Annotated in this window: 15 protein-coding genes; 10 read left to right on the top strand and 5 right to left on the bottom strand. The window is 53.2% G+C overall.

The features are described 5' to 3' along the window. The first annotated feature begins 81 nt into the window (after positions 1–81). The 6 genes from sra (at position 82) to adhP (ending at position 6,871) form a co-directional block, all read left to right on the top strand. On the top strand, positions 82–219 hold the full coding sequence (gene sra, locus IPZ49_RS13375) for a stationary-phase-induced ribosome-associated protein (RefSeq protein ID WP_023300167.1): 138 nt from the start codon (positions 82–84) through the stop codon (positions 217–219). A 176-nt stretch (positions 220–395) separates the two neighbouring features. Beyond that, the gene (locus IPZ49_RS13370; protein ID WP_022648194.1) at positions 396–2,093 is read left to right on the top strand and encodes an NAD-dependent malic enzyme; all 1,698 of its coding nucleotides are present in this window, start codon (positions 396–398) and stop codon (positions 2,091–2,093) included. A gap of 301 nt (positions 2,094–2,394) precedes the next feature. After that, complete coding sequence (locus IPZ49_RS13365; RefSeq protein WP_032624212.1) at positions 2,395–2,880, top strand: Hcp family type VI secretion system effector; 486 nt, start codon at positions 2,395–2,397, stop codon at positions 2,878–2,880. Then, positions 2,877–3,359, top strand: a complete 483-nt coding sequence (locus IPZ49_RS13360; protein ID WP_022648196.1) for a DUF2778 domain-containing protein — start codon at positions 2,877–2,879, stop codon at positions 3,357–3,359. The genes IPZ49_RS13365 and IPZ49_RS13360 overlap by 4 nt, the downstream gene beginning before the upstream one ends. A gap of 586 nt (positions 3,360–3,945) precedes the next feature. Further along, positions 3,946–5,655, top strand: a complete 1,710-nt coding sequence (locus IPZ49_RS13355; protein WP_063145872.1) for an ABC-F family ATP-binding cassette domain-containing protein — start codon at positions 3,946–3,948, stop codon at positions 5,653–5,655. A gap of 205 nt (positions 5,656–5,860) precedes the next feature. Then, complete coding sequence (adhP, locus tag IPZ49_RS13350) at positions 5,861–6,871, top strand: alcohol dehydrogenase AdhP (protein ID WP_023306254.1); 1,011 nt, start codon at positions 5,861–5,863, stop codon at positions 6,869–6,871. Positions 6,872–6,910: 39 nt separating this feature from the next. Here the strand turns inward: adhP and IPZ49_RS13345 are convergent, their stop codons facing one another. Beyond that, on the bottom strand, positions 6,911–7,420 hold the full coding sequence (locus IPZ49_RS13345) for an Rrf2 family transcriptional regulator (RefSeq protein ID WP_063145871.1): 510 nt from the start codon (positions 7,418–7,420) through the stop codon (positions 6,911–6,913). Between the two features lie 130 nt (positions 7,421–7,550). Between IPZ49_RS13345 and IPZ49_RS13340 the strand changes: the two genes are divergently transcribed. Next, positions 7,551–8,753 (top strand): NAD(P)/FAD-dependent oxidoreductase, encoded by a 1,203-nt coding sequence (locus tag IPZ49_RS13340; protein WP_063145870.1) that lies wholly within the window; start codon positions 7,551–7,553, stop codon positions 8,751–8,753. A 39-nt stretch (positions 8,754–8,792) separates the two neighbouring features. On the opposite strand, the gene araJ is transcribed toward IPZ49_RS13340, so the two are convergent. Beyond that, the gene (araJ, locus tag IPZ49_RS13335) at positions 8,793–9,968 is read right to left on the bottom strand and encodes an MFS transporter AraJ (RefSeq protein ID WP_063145869.1); all 1,176 of its coding nucleotides are present in this window, start codon (positions 9,966–9,968) and stop codon (positions 8,793–8,795) included. A 161-nt stretch (positions 9,969–10,129) separates the two neighbouring features. On the opposite strand from araJ, the gene ppk2 reads away from it, so the two are divergent. Continuing rightward, positions 10,130–10,948, top strand: coding sequence for a polyphosphate kinase 2 (ppk2, locus tag IPZ49_RS13330; protein ID WP_032671172.1), 819 nt, complete (start codon positions 10,130–10,132; stop codon positions 10,946–10,948). Positions 10,949–11,237: 289 nt separating this feature from the next. Then, a complete protein-coding gene (locus IPZ49_RS13325) occupies positions 11,238–11,561 on the top strand; it encodes a CcdB family protein (RefSeq protein ID WP_074143077.1) in 324 nt (107 codons plus the stop codon). A 51-nt stretch (positions 11,562–11,612) separates the two neighbouring features. On the opposite strand, the gene fdnI is transcribed toward IPZ49_RS13325, so the two are convergent. Genes fdnI through fdnG form a run of 3 tightly spaced genes read right to left on the bottom strand, consistent with a single transcriptional unit; the run spans position 11,613 to position 16,205 of the window. Beyond that, positions 11,613–12,269: a formate dehydrogenase-N subunit gamma gene (fdnI, locus tag IPZ49_RS13320; protein ID WP_023300174.1), complete on the bottom strand. Its 657-nt coding sequence runs from the start codon at positions 12,267–12,269 to the stop codon at positions 11,613–11,615. Next, positions 12,262–13,146 (bottom strand): formate dehydrogenase subunit beta, encoded by an 885-nt coding sequence (fdxH, locus tag IPZ49_RS13315; RefSeq protein WP_003857048.1) that lies wholly within the window; start codon positions 13,144–13,146, stop codon positions 12,262–12,264. The genes fdnI and fdxH overlap by 8 nt, the downstream gene beginning before the upstream one ends. Before the next feature lie 11 nt (positions 13,147–13,157). Next, positions 13,158–16,205 (bottom strand): formate dehydrogenase-N subunit alpha, encoded by a 3,048-nt coding sequence (gene fdnG / locus IPZ49_RS13310; protein WP_114138713.1) that lies wholly within the window; start codon positions 16,203–16,205, stop codon positions 13,158–13,160. A gap of 220 nt (positions 16,206–16,425) precedes the next feature. Here fdnG and yddG point away from each other — a divergent pair, with 220 nt between their 5' ends. Beyond that, entirely contained in the window at positions 16,426–17,304 is an 879-nt protein-coding gene (gene yddG / locus IPZ49_RS13305) for an aromatic amino acid DMT transporter YddG (protein ID WP_045308154.1), read from the top strand. The last annotated feature ends 66 nt before the right edge of the window (positions 17,305–17,370 follow it).

The raw sequence follows: 17,370 nt of genomic DNA, 5'->3' as shown, positions 1-17,370 counted from the left end.
GGATCTGCAACCTAAGGGGTTACATTTCGTTTGCGTAAGCAAGCTTGTCCTTAAAACTATCAACAGGATTGAGGAGTTAACATGAAATCGAACCGTCAGGCACGCCATATTCTGGGACTGAACTACAAGCTCTCTAACCAGCGTAAAGTGGTTATTGAGGAGGGGAGCGAAACGCAGGTTACCCACGCTACCGGCAGAAAACGCCCTTCCGGCAAGTAAGTTCCGGCACGATATTCACAACACCATCGGTAATCCCGATGGTGTTTTTGTTTATGTGTTGCGGTAATTAATATTCAGCTCCTTTATAATACCGCCCGACCGCACCCCGTAGCACAGGCCAGAAAGATGACAAACAGCAGTGTCAGGGACGGATCTTCTTAAAAAGAGTGAGTGACATGGACAACAAACTGAAAAAACATCGTTCCCTTTATATTCCTTACGCCGGTCCGGTTTTACTGGAGTTCCCCCTTCTGAACAAAGGCAGCGCCTTTAGCATGGAAGAGCGCAGCAGCTTTAACCTGCTGGGCCTGCTGCCTGAAGTGGTTGAGACCATTGAAGAACAGGCAGAACGTGCCTGGATCCAGTATCAGGGCTTTAAAACCGAAATCGATAAACACATCTACCTGCGTAATATTCAGGACACCAACGAAACCCTCTTCTACCGCCTCGTGCAGAACCATCTTGAAGAGATGATGCCCGTCATTTATACCCCCACCGTCGGCGCGGCGTGTGAACGCTTCTCAGAGATCTACCGTCGTTCCCGCGGTGTGTTCATCTCTTATCAGAACCGTCACAACATGGATGACATTCTGCAAAACGTGCCTAACCACAACATCAAGGTGATCGTGGTGACCGATGGCGAACGTATTCTGGGCCTCGGTGACCAGGGCATTGGCGGGATGGGGATCCCCATCGGTAAGCTCTCGCTGTATACCGCCTGCGGCGGGATCAGCCCGGCCTACACCCTGCCGGTGGTACTTGACGTGGGGACCAATAACCAGCAACTGTTGAACGATCCGCTGTACATGGGCTGGCGTCACCCGCGCATTACCGACGACGAGTACTATCAGTTTGTGGATGATTTCATCCAGGCCGTGAAGCACCGCTGGCCTGACGTGCTGTTGCAGTTCGAAGACTTCGCACAGAAAAACGCCATGCCGCTGCTGAACCGCTACCGCGATGAGATCTGCTCGTTCAACGATGACATTCAGGGCACTGCGGCAGTGACCGTCGGTACGCTGATTGCTGCGAGCCGTGCGGCAGGCAGCCAGCTCAGCTATCAGAAAATTGTCTTCCTGGGTGCAGGCTCCGCGGGCTGCGGCATCGCCGAGCAAATTATTGCCCAGACCCAGCGCGAAGGCTTAAGCGAAGAGCTGGCCCGCTCCCGCGTCTTTATGGTGGATCGTTTTGGCCTGCTGACCGACGGCATGCCAAACTTACTCCCGTTCCAGACCAAACTGGTGCAGAAGCGCGAAAACCTGAAAAACTGGGATACGGATAACGAAGTGCTCTCGCTTCTTGACGTGGTGCGCAACGTGAAGCCGGACATTCTGATCGGCGTGTCCGGGCAGACCGGCCTCTTCACGGAAGAGATTATTCGCGAGATGCACAAGCACTGCGAACGCCCTATCGTGATGCCGCTGTCTAACCCGACTTCACGCGTGGAGGCAACGCCGCAGGACATCATCGCCTGGACCGAAGGTAAGGCACTGGTCGCAACCGGCAGTCCGTTTGATCCGGTGGTGTGGAAGGACAAACTCTACCCCATCGCGCAGTGCAATAACTCCTATATCTTCCCGGGTATTGGTCTGGGAGTTATCGCCTCCGGCGCGTCCCGCATCACCGACGAAATGCTGATGTCCGCGAGCGAAACGCTGGCAGGTCACTCTCCGCTGGTGAATAACGGTGAAGGCCTGGTACTGCCGGAGCTGAAAGACATTCACAAAGTGTCCCGCGCAATTGCCTTCGCGGTAGGCAAAATGGCGCAGCAGCAAGGCGTCGCGGTGAAAACCTCTGCCGATGCGTTGCAGCAGGCGATTGATGATAACTTCTGGATGCCGGAATACCGTAGCTATCGTCGTACTTCGATTTAAATCGGAGTTTTGAACGTTCCCTCTCTTCACAAGGGAGAGGGAACGTGAAGTCCCTTCTCCCTTTTTCCTCTAATTCCCTTAATCCTGCCTATAAATGCTTTGTTGAAAGTCACTCATGATAATTTGGCTTTAAAAATGCAGCAGGATCGATCATTTGAAAAATGCATACCTAATCAAAAATCTATATCCTTTTAAAATATATAAATTTTACATAACACTTCTTGCCTAACAAATAGTTTTTCTTAAGAGTTTAGTAACGTTTTGCATCACTAAATTCATTTATTGAAAAAGGAGTTTTGAAATGGCAATCCCAGCATATCTATGGCTGAAAGATGACGGCGGCGCAGATATCAAAGGCGCGGTTGATGTGCAATATCGCGAGGGCAGTATTGAAGTATTAGGATTCGGTCATGGACTGCATCTACCGACAGATAATATGACAGGAAAAATCACGGGTACGCGCATGCATAGCGCTCTGGTTTTTGAAAAGGAGTTCGACAGTTCCAGCCCTTACTTATACAAGGCTGTAGCAAAAGGCCAAACGCTAAAAAGTGCCGAGTTTAAGTGGTACAAAATCAATGATGCTGGTCAAGAGGTCGAATACTTCAACATGTTCCTTGAGAACGTTAAAGTGGTCTCAATATGCCCGGTGATGCATGACGTAAAAAATCCAGCAATGGAAAAACATAATCATTTAGAAAATATTTCCCTCCGTTACGAGAAGATCACATGGCGACACTGTGACGGTAATATCATCTTTGCTGATTCCTGGAATGACAGATCATGAATCTCCTACAGTGCTTTTTCCACCTCAACGGAGGTACGTACGCTACTTTGTCTGTGCCCGGAGTTGGCTTTTTTCCTGCATTTTCAGGGAATGGTGACGCGACGAACCGTGCAGAAAGCGCAAATATACCTGATATCGGCCCACTCCCGCCTGGTCGCTATTACATACTTTTACGTGGATTAGGGGGTTGGTATACTCAAACTAAGGATAGTGTTAACGCATTTTTCACCGGTTCGAATCGGAACGAATGGTTTGCATTATATCGCGATGACGGATTGATAAATGATGAGACTTTTGTGAAAGGCGTAAGGCGAGGTGAATTCCGGTTACACCCTATCGGGCCATCTGGCATAAGTAAGGGTTGTATTACACTTTATAGTCAGAGCGATTTTAAGATTCTGGCATCAGCCTTACTTCGAACTGGAGGGCAGCAATTGGGAAACTACATGATTGCACATGGCGTTGTGCAGGTCTATTAATGAAGGCGGCATTCCTTGTGTTGTTGTGGTGTATAGCCGTGTTTCTATCAATGTTTACACTCTACAAGATTGTTCCACCAGAAACGCAGTACGATTTTGTGGAGCTTTTTGGAATATATGGCGACGAAAGGATAATGGATTTTGTTTTGTATGTTTTCTTCGGCATGGCCATATTCATTGCGTCTGTAATCACGCTATCCCTGTATTTGCTTATACGAAAAAGATGATTCTGGGCAGCGACGCTGCCCTTCCTTTTATCACATCACGCGCTTAGTTCTGTATCCGCAACCGAAGATATCGCTTTTTGCCGCAGTAGTATGTTCATTCTATGAAAATGTTGTATAGTGATGGTTACTAATAATCACTTAACTTATAAGGAGGCCAATTATGCTGTACTGTGAAATTTTCAATGTTTCACATACATTTGGTGATCGCACCAGCTCAAGCGTTATCGGTATCGTGCTGCGATAACTTCCGCTTGAGCGAAGACACCAACCCCTGAAATCCCTTCTCTCGGGCTTACTGAGTTATCGTCAGCGATGTTTGACGAGGCATAAACATGCCTGTAACTCTTGGGTAAGCAACAATGAGCACTTTACTCACTGCACAATCTTTACGTGTTGATACGGCGTTTGGCACGCTGTTCGACTCCCTCTCCTTTACGCTGAAAAAAGGCGACCGCATTGGCCTGCTGGGCGACAACGGCTGCGGCAAAAGTACGTTGCTGAAGGTGTTGGACGGCACAGACTCCCCTGCTGCCGGAACCGTCGCATTGGCCGGATACTGTCTGATGGCGCGCGTTGAGCAACACCTGCCAGAAGCCATTTATCCCCTGACCATGCTGGATGCCGTGCTGGCGCAACTGCCCGCGACTGAACGCGAGAGTCTGCACTGGAAAGCTGAAACGCTGCTGGCGGGTATGGGCTTTACACCGCAGGACATGGCCTTAACGTCGGCAACGCTGAGCGGCGGGCAGCACACGCGTCTCCTGCTGGCGCGGGCGCTGATCGGCGATCCAGATCTGTTACTGCTGGACGAACCGAGTAACCACCTCGATTTGCCGACCCTGCTCTGGCTGGAACAGTTTTTACAGAACTGGTCCGGCAGCTTTGTGCTGGTCTCACACGACAGGCAACTATTGGATGCCGTCACCAACGGCAGCTGGATCCTGCGCGATAAGATGTTGCACTACTTCGCCCTTCCCTGCACCGCCGCGCGTCAGGCGCTGGTAGCCAAAGACGAAAGTGATGCGCTGCGGCATAAGGCGGAGCAAAAGGAGATTGATCGCGTAACCGCCAGTGCCAGACGGCTGGCCACCTGGGGCAAGGTCTACGATAACGAAGATCTGGCCCGCAAAGCCAAACAGATGGAAAAGCAGGTCGAACGGCTTAAGGAGAGTCAGACAGAGCTCACCGCAGGCAGTCCGTGGACATTAACCCTGCGCGGTGACGCCCTGCGGGCAGACCGGCTACTGGAGATGGAAAACCTAAGCGTAGCGCCTGAGCCTGGCCTGTCTGAGCTGTTTCACGTCGACATTGCGCGGCTTAGAAGTGGCGATCGCGTGGCTATCGTCGGGCGTAATGGCTGCGGCAAATCATCACTGATGAAGCTTATCTGGCGGCATTTCTCAGGTGAACCTTCAGAGACTGGCCTGAAACTTCATCCTCGCGTGTCGCCAGGCTATTACGATCAGACGCTGAATCAGCTTTCGGAGGAGGCAACAATCTTTGACGCGCTGGAGCCTTTCGCGCCAGATCCGCAGACCCGTAAAATGGCCCTCATCAGTGCCGGGTTCCCGTGGGCGCGTCACGGACAAAAAGTCAGTACGCTGAGCGGTGGGGAACGTTCGCGCCTGCTGTTCATCGGCCTGACGCTTGCTCGCTATAGCCTTCTGATGCTGGATGAGCCAACCAACCACCTGGACATGGAAGGCAAAGAGGCGCTGGCGGAAACACTGCAACAGTTTGAAGGCGGAGTGCTGCTGGTGAGCCACGATCGTCAGTTAATTAGCCAGAGTTGTAACCGCTACTGGCTGATTGAGGACGGCAGGCTTAGCGAATGGCACGATGCGGAGGCGGTGTTTGAGCGCCTGCGTGCGAGCACCGGTCCGGTGGTGCCTGAGGCGTCGAAGACCGCATCGAAGGCACCACCTTCAGCGTCTGACGATCTGCTCGAACGCCTGGTTGCCCTGGAAATGCTGCTGGAAGAGGATTTGGCGCGCAAGCCAAAACACCAAAAACCGCAGTTGCAGGCGCAATGGCGAAGAGAGATTGAGGAGATAGAAGCCCAACTATAAATCTGTACCCGGCGGTCATTACGCCGGGTTTTTTACGTTAGCGTTTTCCCCTACTGATTATTAGAGGATCACCGTATTCTTAATCTGAAACTGAATTAATTGATGACATTATGTTGCGGTTGCCTTGCATTACAGCGCCAAAGTATTAATCCTTAATGGGTATTACACCTGCTATGCAGATACTCATTAGTAAAAGGAGAAACACATGAAGGCTGCTGTTGTCACTCAGGATCATCAGGTTAACGTTACAGAGAAAACCTTACGCGCGCTCAAACATGGTGAAGCGCTGCTGAAGATGGAGTGCTGTGGCGTTTGCCATACCGATCTCCATGTTAAAAATGGCGATTTTGGCGACAAGACCGGGGTGATCCTCGGCCATGAAGGGATTGGTATTGTCAAAGAGATTGGTCCGGGCGTCACGTCACTGAAAGTTGGCGATCGTGCAAGCGTGGCGTGGTTCTTCGAAGGCTGTGGCCACTGTGAATATTGTAATACCGGCAACGAAACTCTGTGCCGTGACGTAAAAAACGCGGGTTACTCCGTCGACGGCGGCATGGCGGAAGAGTGCATCGTGACCGCGGATTACGCGGTTAAAGTCCCGGAGGGGCTGGACTCTGCGGCGGCCAGCAGCATCACCTGCGCCGGTGTCACCACCTACAAAGCGGTAAAAGTCTCTGAGATCAAACCCGGCCAGTGGATTGCGATCTATGGCCTGGGCGGTCTGGGCAACCTCGCACTGCAATACGCCAAAAATGTCTTTAATGCGAAAGTTATCGCCATTGACGTGAATGACGAGCAGTTGAAGCTCGCTGCCAGCATGGGCGCAGACTTAACCGTGAACTCCCGCAGTGAAGATGCGGCAAAAGTGATTCAGGAGAAAACCGGCGGCGCACATGCGGCAGTGGTGACGGCGGTGGCGAAAGCGGCCTTCAACTCTGCCGTTGACGCGGTTCGCGCCGGAGGCCGCGTGGTGGCTGTTGGCCTGCCGCCGGAAGCGATGAGCCTGGATATTCCACGTCTGGTCCTGGATGGGATTCAGGTGGTGGGCTCTCTGGTGGGTACTCGTCAGGATCTGCTCGAAGCCTTCCAGTTTGCGGCTGAAGGTAAGGTGGTTCCGAAAGTCACGATGCGCCCACTGGAAGATATCAACGCCATCTTTAAAGAGATGGAACAGGGCCAGATCCGTGGCCGTATGGTGATTGATTTACGTTCTTAACCGCGGTGGCCGGGTAGCGGGTTTGTCCTGCCCGGCCTGTCACGTAGACGAACGGCGATCGGAAATCCACTCCTGAACCTCGATCTGGAACGTGTCCGGCGCTTTTCGATACATCTTCCGCGCCAGATCCAGGATGGTATGGCGTCCTAACTCCTCTTCCATCCGCTGCTGCGCGCTGTCCATAACCGATCGCACCCCGCACGGTCCGTCACAGACCCAGGCCGGTGGCGTTTCATCAAATACCGCCAGGCGCTGACGCACTTCCCGACATTCGAACATATTCTTATCGCCGTCGATGACGTGCGCCACGTCCAGCACGCTGATCAGCTCTGCCGGACGCGCCAGCCGGAATCCTCCCCCCTTGCCTTCAGTGCTGATAACCAGCCCCGCGCGTGACAAACGAGTGAAAATCTTCCCAAGATAGTCGTACGGTACGCCCTGCAAGGCCGCCATCTCCCGGACGCTCATCTCACGCTCATTGCCTTTTGCATCCACCATACACATCAGGCTATGAATGCCATATTCCACACCAGAACTGTAAAACGCCATGGCTCACTCCGGGTTATTGTTCGCTGCATTATAACGAATTTTAACTCAGAAAGAAGTTGTCGCAGTTAACTCCGACAAGTATAGTGGCAGTTATGTCAGACACACAGCCTGACGAACAAAAGGATCGAGTATGAAAAAGCAGATTTTAATTGTGGGTAGTGGGTTTTCCGGTATGTGGGCTGCGGTCAGCGCCGCGCGTCTTTCTGCTCTGGAAGGTAATAATAGCCTCAGCATTGCCGTGCTGGCCCCGGTGCCGGAACTGCGCGTTCGTCCACGTTTTTATGAAGAGAACGTGTCGACGATGGTCGCGCCACTGACCGAACTGTTTGTTGAGCTGGGTATTGCCTTTATTTCGGGCGAAGCACAACGTATTGATACCTCATCTAAAACCGTTTTGTATCGCGATTCAAACGGCGCCATTGCCGAAGTCAACTGGGAACGTCTGATCCTCGCAACCGGTAGCCAGACTAAACGTCCGCCGATTGCCGGTCTGACTGAATACGCATTTGATATCGACCAATTCGACTCCGCCAGGTTGTTCGAGCAACATCTTGATTCTCTTGTTTCGCGCCCCTCCACCCCAGAACGCAATACCGTGGTCGTGTGTGGAGGCGGTTTTACCGGCATTGAGCTGGCAACGGAACTCCCTGCTCGTCTTCGCACCCGCTTCGGCGCCGATACAAAGACTAAAGTAATCGTAGTTGAAAGAGGTGCAACTATTGGCGGGCGTTACAGCGAGGCGCTGCGTAACACCATTGAAGAAGCAAGCAACGCGCTGGATGTTGAATGGCGTTTAAACAGTGAAATTGAAGCTATTGATGCCAGCGGCGTGACGCTGAAAAATGGAGAGCGCATTGCCAGCGCGACTGTAGTGTGGACGGCAGGGGTAGAAGCTAACCCCCTCAGCCTGCAAATTGACGGGGAACGCGACACTCAGGGACGCCTTATCGTCACCGACACGTTGCAGGTCCCTGCGCATCCGGAGGTTTACGCGACGGGTGATATGGCGCACGCCAAAACGGACGATGCGGGCAACACGGCACTGATGACCTGCCAGCACGCGATCCAGCTGGGGAAATTCGCCGGACATAACGCAGCTGCCAGCCTGTTAAATCTGGAGCCGTACCCTTACCGTCAAGTGAATTACGTCACCTGTCTGGATCTGGGTGGCTGGGGCGCGGTGTACACCGAGGGCTGGGAACAGCGTGTTAAATCCGTGCGCGAGGAAGGCAAAAAGATCAAAGTCGCCATCACCAACGAACTGATTTACCCGCCAGCAGCAGACAAAGCAGTCGCATTTGCCGCCGCTGACCCGCTGGCGAAATTCGTGTAGTCCCCTCCTGTGCCCGCGACCAGCGGGCAAAGCGTGAAATCAGGCCAGCGCTCCTGCGTTGGCCTGACGCTTTTTGGCACATAAAAAACCGTACATCAACAGAGAGGTCATTGCTGAGAAGGATAAGATCGCTGCCGGAAGCGTGACATAGCTCCAGCTAAAGCCGAGCGTAATCATCATTCCACCGAAATACGCGCCTATTGCGCTGCCGAGGTTAAACGCCATTTGCCCGCCTGCGGCGCCCAGCATCTCGCCGCCTTTCGCATTTTGCAGCAGCAGTATTTGCAGCGGCGCAGAGAGCGCAAACAGCCCGGCGCAGCAGACGAACCCCATTACCAGTGAAGCTGTTTTAAGCTCGCCAAACGCGAACAGTAACAGCAGCGAAGCCACAATCACCATGTCGGTGGTGGCAGCAATGCGCAGCGGGCTAAAGCGCGACGACAGCTTGCCGCTGAAGACATTACCCAGCACCATGCCCAGCCCCATCAGCATCATGATCGCGGTCATGACGCCCTCGGAAAAGCCTGACACGTTGACCATAAACGGCTTCACGAAGCTAAACCAGGCAAACACCCCGGCATTGCCAAACATCGTTGCGGCAAAAATTAGCCACGGTTCCGGTTTTTTCAGGAAGTGGAATTGTTCTGTCAGCCGGGTGGTTGTCGTGTCGTGAATGTCTGGCACCCACAGCAGAACAGAGAGGATCACCAGCGCATCAAAGACGGCAATCAAAAAGAAGGTGTAACGCCAGTTAAATTCATGTCCCAGCCACGTCCCGAGCGGGACGCCAAGCAAATTGGCAACGGTCATCCCGGCAATCATCCCTGCTACAGCAACCGTCACCTTACCCGGTGGCGCAATTTTTGACAGGATTATCGCCCCCACACCGAAAATCGCGCCATGCGGGAAACCAGAGATTAAGCGCCCCGTCGCCAGCCCTATGTAGGTGTCAGAGAAGGTAAAGAGCGCGTTACCGACGACGCACATCGCCACCAGAAACAGCAGCGTTGTTTTCAGCGAAAATTTACTGGAAAACAGCGCCACAATCGGCGCGCCGATCACTACGCCAAAAGCGTAAAACGAAATCATATTTCCGGCGGAGGGAATCGAAATGCCCGTATCATGAGCCAGTTCTGTCAGCACGCCCATGATGCCAAATTCAGCCATCCCCAGGCCAAAGGTAGCCAGTGCTAACGAAAAAATTGTTTTTTTCATACCGCGACCACTGTTAAAAAATACGCAGCGTGCATTATTGATTAAACTTGTATGGTGAACCAGTTCAAATCAGCTTTCTGACACATTAATCCATTCATTCAGGCCGATTACACGCTTAGTACGGCCTCGATCCCGCGACCGGACCCATAGGGAGCCCCGCCATGGTCAGTAAGAAGAAAACCCGTGTTGTTGATGATGTCGTTAAAAACGCGCCGCTCAAAACCAAAGCGTACGAGCAAGAGCTTCGCCGCCTCCATGTTGAACTGGTTAAGCTCCAGCAATGGGTGGTCGCCAAAGGGTTAAAGGTCTGTATTGTTTTTGAAGGGCGAGACGGCGCGGGTAAAGGCGGCGCCATCAAAGCCATCACCGAACGCGTCAGCCCCCGGGTGTTTCGCGTTGTTGCGTTACCGGCCCCCACAGATAAAGAGAAAAGTCAGCTCTATTTTCAGCGTTACGTTCCCCATCTGCCCTCTGCCGGTGAAATCGTCATTTTTGACCGGAGCTGGTACAACCGCGCAGGCGTGGAAAGAGTAATGGGTTTCTGTACCGAAGAGCAGGCCGAAAAATTTCTTGATGGAACGCCGGTAATGGAAAAAGCGATGGTCGATGCCGGTATCATATTGTTGAAATACTGGCTTGAAGTAACGCCAAAAGAGCAGGAACGCCGCCTGCGCGATCGCATTAATGATGGTCGCAAGATCTGGAAGCTGTCTCCAATGGACATAAAATCTTTCAATCTGTGGGATGAATATACCCTCGCCCGTGATGCGATGTTTAAAGCGACCGACACCGCCTGGGCGCCGTGGTTTGTGGCGCGCTCAGAAGATAAAAAACGGGTTCGGTTGAATATTATTTCGCATCTGCTTTCACAGATCCCCTATAAAGAAATTCACGTTGACAAGGTGGATTTACCGAAACGCAAGATCGGCAAAGTGAAGCCAACAAAATATCCCTTCCGGTATATTGCAGAGCGGTTTTGATATTACTGGAAGACGGCTCGCATAATGTAGATTACCAGGGGAAACAGTATTGTTTTTTGTTGGCTGCGGTTGATAATGACCGCACCAACAAAGGAGAAAACATGAAACCGAACCGCACAGAAAGATGTGCTACGACAGAGCGCCCTACGGGGAATAGACCTCGCCCACTCTCTACAGTAGGAGAGCTCAAGCGGCAGCGTCAACAGGATCAAGGATTTATTAAATCAATGAATGAATTAACGGCCAAAGCTGGGCTATTATCGGATGACCCTTATTTCGGAGGGCTTTGATGTGTTTTCAGTTTGACGTTTACCGCAATCCATCAAACAGAACGTGTGAATATCAACCCTATTTTATGATTATTCAGCACGATAATTATGACGACTTATCAACGAGACTTATTGTCCCGTTAAGCTATCACAATCATTTAAGAGGATATTCAAACGCTGCAACGCCACTGGTGAACCTTGAATTCCAGACATATTTTCTTAATACAGCCAACATCACACACGTGGAGACAAAAAAACTTAATAATAAGGATTATGTATGTAATCTGCGCAGTGCAAGAAGCAGTGTTCTTGCAGGAATTGATGCGTTAATTACCAATACGTAGCTAAAAGCCGCGCAAGCGCAGCGCCGCCGGACAATGCCGACGGCGCGAGGTTTACTTCAACCCTTCCGAACTCTCTTTTTGCGCTTCAAGACGCTCAATGTCGCGGTACCAGCGCGGATGGTGCTTCTGCGCCCAGCGGCGGCTCACCTTCCCTTCAATCATGCCTTTAATCGACCCTTTCACCCAGAATGCCATATACATATGGATCAGAATGGCGTGGATCAGAATAATGGCCGAGGTCGCGTGGATCAACAGCGCGTAGCGCACTACCTGAATCGGGAAATAGTGCGCAAAATACGGACGCCAGATGATCACCCCGGTCACCAGCAGCACAAAAATCATGCTCATGATGGTCCAGAACATCATCTTCTGCCCGGCGTTATATTTGCCCACCTTCGCGACTTTATGCTCGTTGCCTTTCAGAACCTCAACAATCCCTTTTAGCCACGGAATATCCTGCTTGTCAGGGATGTTGTGATGAACGAAACGTACAAACATAAACATCAGCACCACGAAAATCAGTACGCCGAAGAACGGATGCAGAATGCGCCCCATCTGCGGTGTCCCGAAGGTTTCCGTTAGCCACTGTAGCGTCGGGAAGAAGAACGAAATGCCGGATACCGCCACCAGGAAGAAGCAGATGACCACCGTCCAGTGACAGGCGCGATCGACAAATTTTGTGCGCACTATCATTTTCGACTTACTCATGATGCTCCTCCTCGTCGTCATCCACCTCTTTATTCGGCCCGATACCGATGTAGTGATAAATCAGCCCGGCAAAGGTGGCGATAAAGCCCGCCGCTGAGAGCGGCTTAAGCGCCCCTTTCCAGAGGTTGATTGAGGTATCGATCGCCGGATCCTTCGGCAGATTGTGATACAGCTCCGGCTGGTCATTGTGGTGCAGAACATACATGACGTGCGTACCGCCCACGCCCTGCGGGTTATAAATCCCGGCCTTGTCATAGCCGCGCGCTTTGAGCTTATCCACCCGCTGCTGCGCCACTTCCAGCATCTCTTTTTTGGTGCCGAAGTGGATAGCCCCGGTAGGACAGGTCTTCACGCAGGCAGGCTCCTGTCCGACGCTGACGCGATCGACACACAGCGTGCATTTATAGACCCGGTTATCTTCTTTATTGAGGCGCGGGATATTAAACGGACAGCCTGCGATGCAGTAGCCGCAGCCGATACAGTTATCCTGCTGGAAGTCGACGATCCCGTTGGCGTACTGAATAATTGCACCCGCAGACGGGCATGCCTTCAGGCAGCCCGGATCTTCACAGTGCATACAGCCGTCTTTACGGATTAGCCACTCCAGCTTGCCGTTCTGGTCGGTTTCGCTAAAGCGCATCACCGTCCAGGACTTGGCGCTCAGATCAGCCGGGTTATCGTAAACGCCAACGCAGTGCCCCACCTCGTCGCGGATATCGTTCCACTCCGAGCAGGCCACCTGGCAGGCCTTACAGCCCACGCAGGAGGAGACATCGATCAGCTTGGCGACTTCTGCCTTGTAGTCCCGCGCGCGAGGCGCGGGCGTTATCGGGTTGGTCGCGGAGCGTTTAATAATGTCTTGTGTTTCCATCGCCATTTAATCGCTCCTTACGCTTTCTCGATGTTGACCAGAAACGCTTTATACTCCGGCGTTTGCGAGTTGGAATCGCCGACGTTTGGCGTCAGGGTATTGGCGATGTAGCCTTTCTGCGCCACCCCTTCAAAGCCCCAGTGCAGCGGGATGCCGACGGTTTCTACCTGCTGGCCGTGTACGTTCAGACTTTGCAGACGACGGGTGACCACCGCTACCGCGCGAATAAAGCCGCGCTTGCTGCTCACCGTCACGCGATCGCCATTGGCAATGCCTTTCGCCTTCGCCAGCGTTTCGCTTATCTCCACAAACTGTTCCGGCTGCGCGATGGCGTTAAGCCGCGCATGTTTGGTCCAGGTATGGAAATGCTCAGTCAGGCGGTAGGTAGTTCCGACATACGGGAACTTGTCCTTTTTACCTAAACGCAGCACGTCATCTTCATAGATACGCACTACCGGGCTGGAAACTACGTTCGGGTGCAGCGGGTTAGTGCCGAGCGGCGTTTCCATCGGCTCGTAATGTTCCGGGAACGGCCCTTCCGCCAGCTTGTCGATGGCAAACAGACGTCCCAACCCTTCCGGCTGCATGATAAACGGCCCGGTGTTGCTGCCCGGCGCGGCGGTGCTGAAGTCCGGGATATCGTTCCCCGTCCACTTCGTGCCGTTCCACTCGATCAGCATGCGTTTCGGATCCCACGGCTTACCGTTCACGTCTGCCGAGGCACGGTTGTACAGTACGCGGCGGTTCAACGGCCACGCCCATGCCCAGCCCAGCGTGTTGCCCAGGCCTGACGGATCGGCGTTATCACGGTTGGCCATCTGGTTACCCTGCTCCGTCCAGCTGCCGGTGTAGATCCAGCATGACGAGGCCGTGGTGCCGTCGTCACGCAACAGCGCGAAGCTATTGAGCAACTGGCCTTTCTTCGCCACCAGATTGCCGTTGGCATCGTACAGATCGGCCAGCGCCACGCCGTTGTTCTCTTTTGCCACCTCTTCAGACTCAGGATGATCCGGCTGCTTGTAGTTCCAGCTCATCTTCAGCAGCGGCTCAGCGCCTTTGCCGCCTTCGGTGCGGTACATTTCGCGCAGACGATGGTAAATCCCGGCCAGAATTTCGCCGTCATTAAGCGCTTCACCCGGCGCATCCTGACCTTTCCAGTGCCACTGTAGCCAGCGGCCAGAGTTGGCAATAGAACCGTCCTCTTCCGCAAAGCAGGTCGATGGCAGTCGGAACACCTCGGTCTGAATGGATGCCGGATCGACATCGTTAGACTCGCCGTGGTTCTGCCAGAACGTAGACGTTTCGGTGACCAGCGGATCGATAACCACCATGTACTTCAGCTTGCTCAGGCTGCGAACGACTTTGTTTTTATCCGGGAATGACGCCACCGGGTTAAAGCCCTGGCAGATATACCCCGTGACGTCGCCCTTATCCATCATGTTGAAATACTTGATGACATCGTAAGCCTGATCCCATTTCGGCAACCACTCAAAGCCCCAGTCATTCTCTTTCTGCGCCGCATCGCCGTAGAACGATTTCATCAGACTGACGGCAAACTTCGGATAGTTACTCCAGTAGTTCACCTGGTCCGGACGCGTCGCTTTTGGCGTGTTGGCGTCAAGCCAGCTTTGCCAGTCGGTCTGCTTCTCCGACGGCAGGGTCAGGTAACCCGGCAGGCTGGTCGACAGCAGGCCGAGATCGGTTAAGCCCTGAATGTTGGAGTGTCCGCGCAGGGCGTTCACGCCGCCACCGGCCATCCCCATGTTGCCGAGCAGCAGCTGGATCATCGCCATGGTACGGATGTTCTGCGCGCCCACGGTATGCTGCGTCCAGCCCAGCGCGTACAGGAAGGTGGTTGTTCTGTCGGCGGCACTGGTGGAGGCCAGCACTTCACATACTTTCAGGAAGTCTGCTTTCGGCGTACCGCAGATGTTTTCCACCACGTCTGGCGTATAACGGGAAACATGCTGTTTCAGCAAGTTCCACACGCAGCGCGGATCGGTCAGGGTCTCATCGCGTTTCGCGTAGCCGTTTTCGTCGAATTGATAGTTCCAGGACGATTTATCGTACTGACGTTTCTCTGCGTCATAGCCGCTGAACAGGCCATCTTCGAAGGCGAAATCTTCCCGCACCAGCAGGCCGGCATTGGTGTAATGCTTAACGTATTCCGCGTTAATCTTATTGTTTTCGATCAGGTACAACAGCACGCCGGAAAGGAACGTAATATCCGTACCGGAGCGGATCGGCGCATAAATATCAGCCGCCGATGCCGTACGCGTAAAGCGTGGATCGACGACAATCAGCGTCGCATCGTTGTTGTTTTTCGCTTCCATCGCCCAGCGGAATCCCACCGGATGGGCTTCAGCGGCGTTACCGCCCATCACCACCACGACGTTTGCGTTTTTGATATCAACCCAGTGGTTGGTCATCGCACCGCGACCAAATGTTGGAGCAAGACTTGCTACCGTTGGTCCGTGTCAGACGCGCGCCTGGTTATCAACCGCCAGCATGCCGAGGGAGCGCACAAATTTTTGCGTCAGCATGCCGGTCTCATTACTTGCCGCAGACGCACACAGCATCCCGGTGGAGGTCCAGCGGTTTACCGTAACGCCCTGCTCGTTCTTTTCAATAAAGTTGGCGTCGCGATCCGCTTTCATCAGTTTTGCAATACGTGAGAAGGCCTCGTCCCAGGAGATGCGCTGCCATTTATCAGAGCCCGGCGCACGATATTCCGGATAGCGCAGACGGTTTTCACTGTGGACGTAGTCCAGCAGCCCCGCCCCTTTCGGGCAAAGCGCCCCGCGGCTCACCGGATGGTCCGGGTCCCCTTCAATATGATAAATCGCTTCTTTGGCGTTCTTCGCGCCATCACCCAGGCTATACATTAATAGCCCACAACCCACGGAGCAGTATGTGCAGGTGTTACGGATCTCTTTCGCGCGCAGCAGTTTATAGTTGCGTGCCTGAGCCAGCGCCATTTTGGGAGCGAATCCCAGCATTGCGGCTGTTGTTCCGGCCATACCGCCCGCGCAGATTTTAAAAAATTGTCTGCGGCTGACGTCCATTGCTGTCCTCGTTATCTGATAAGACTTCGCGCCGCAAACTAACAGCAAAGCCCCTGTTTTTTTTGCGTCAAATCAAGGTCGCCGAACTTCGCCCCCTTAATAGTCACCGCCGGTATGATTTATTACTCCTTTCGGGTTAACCGCGAAACAGAAAATTCGCCTGGTGAATGGGTTAGATGCTATAAGTTTACCCTTTGATTTTTATGAGACTGGCAGGGTAATGGACAGAAAAAGAGCAACGCTGATTGGCCTGGTGGCCATACTGCTGTGGAGCACCATGGTGGGTCTCATCCGCAGCGTCAGTGAGGGACTTGGCCCGGTGGGGGGCGCAGCGATGATCTACACCGTCAGCGGATTATTGTGTCTGGCGACGGTAGGTTTCCCTGATATTAAACGGTTTTCGAAAGGCTATCTCATTGCGGGCAGCGTCCTGTTTGTCAGCTATGAAATGTGCCTTGCCCTGTCGCTTGGCTTTGCCGCGACGCGCTCGCAGGCAATTGAGGTGGGCATGGTCAATTATCTCTGGCCAAGCCTGACGATTGTGTTCGCCATTTTGTTCAACGGACAAAAATCCACCCTGTGGGTGATCCCCGGCTTAGCGATCTCCCTGTTGGGCGTGGGCTGGGTCTTAGGCGGCGAAAACGGGCTGCACGTTCACGACATCATGCAAAACATCGTTTCCAGCCCGCTGAGCTACGGGCTGGCATTTGCCGGTGCCTTTATCTGGGCCGCCTACTGCACCGTCACCAGCAGGTATGCCAGAGGGCAAAATGGCATTACTCTTTTCGTCCTGCTGACCGCCCTGAGCCTGTGGGTCAAATATGCCGTCAGCGATCAGCCCGAAATGGTATTCAGCGTGCCGGTAGTCGTGAAACTGTTGATGTGTGGTGTTGCCCTTGGCTTTGGCTACGCCGCCTGGAACATTGGGATCCTCCACGGTAACGTCACGGTGCTTGCGGCCGTCTCCTACTTCACCCCGGTACTCTCTGCCGCGCTGGCGGCTATTATGCTGAGCTCTCCGCTTTCATTCTCATTCTGGCAAGGGGCATTAATGGTTTGCGCCGGATCATTACTTTGCTGGTATGCCACCCGCAAATAGTATTTTAATTTTACCGGGCACGAATCATGCCCGGTAAAAATTAACATTATTTTAATATGTGATCAC

The sequence above is a fragment of the Enterobacter cloacae complex sp. S2 genome (genome assembly GCF_015159675.1).
GTDB classification, from domain to species: Bacteria; Pseudomonadota; Gammaproteobacteria; order Enterobacterales; family Enterobacteriaceae; genus Enterobacter; species Enterobacter intestinihominis.
Note: the sequence above shows the minus strand (reverse complement) of the source record. Positions and strands in the feature narration are given on the sequence as shown.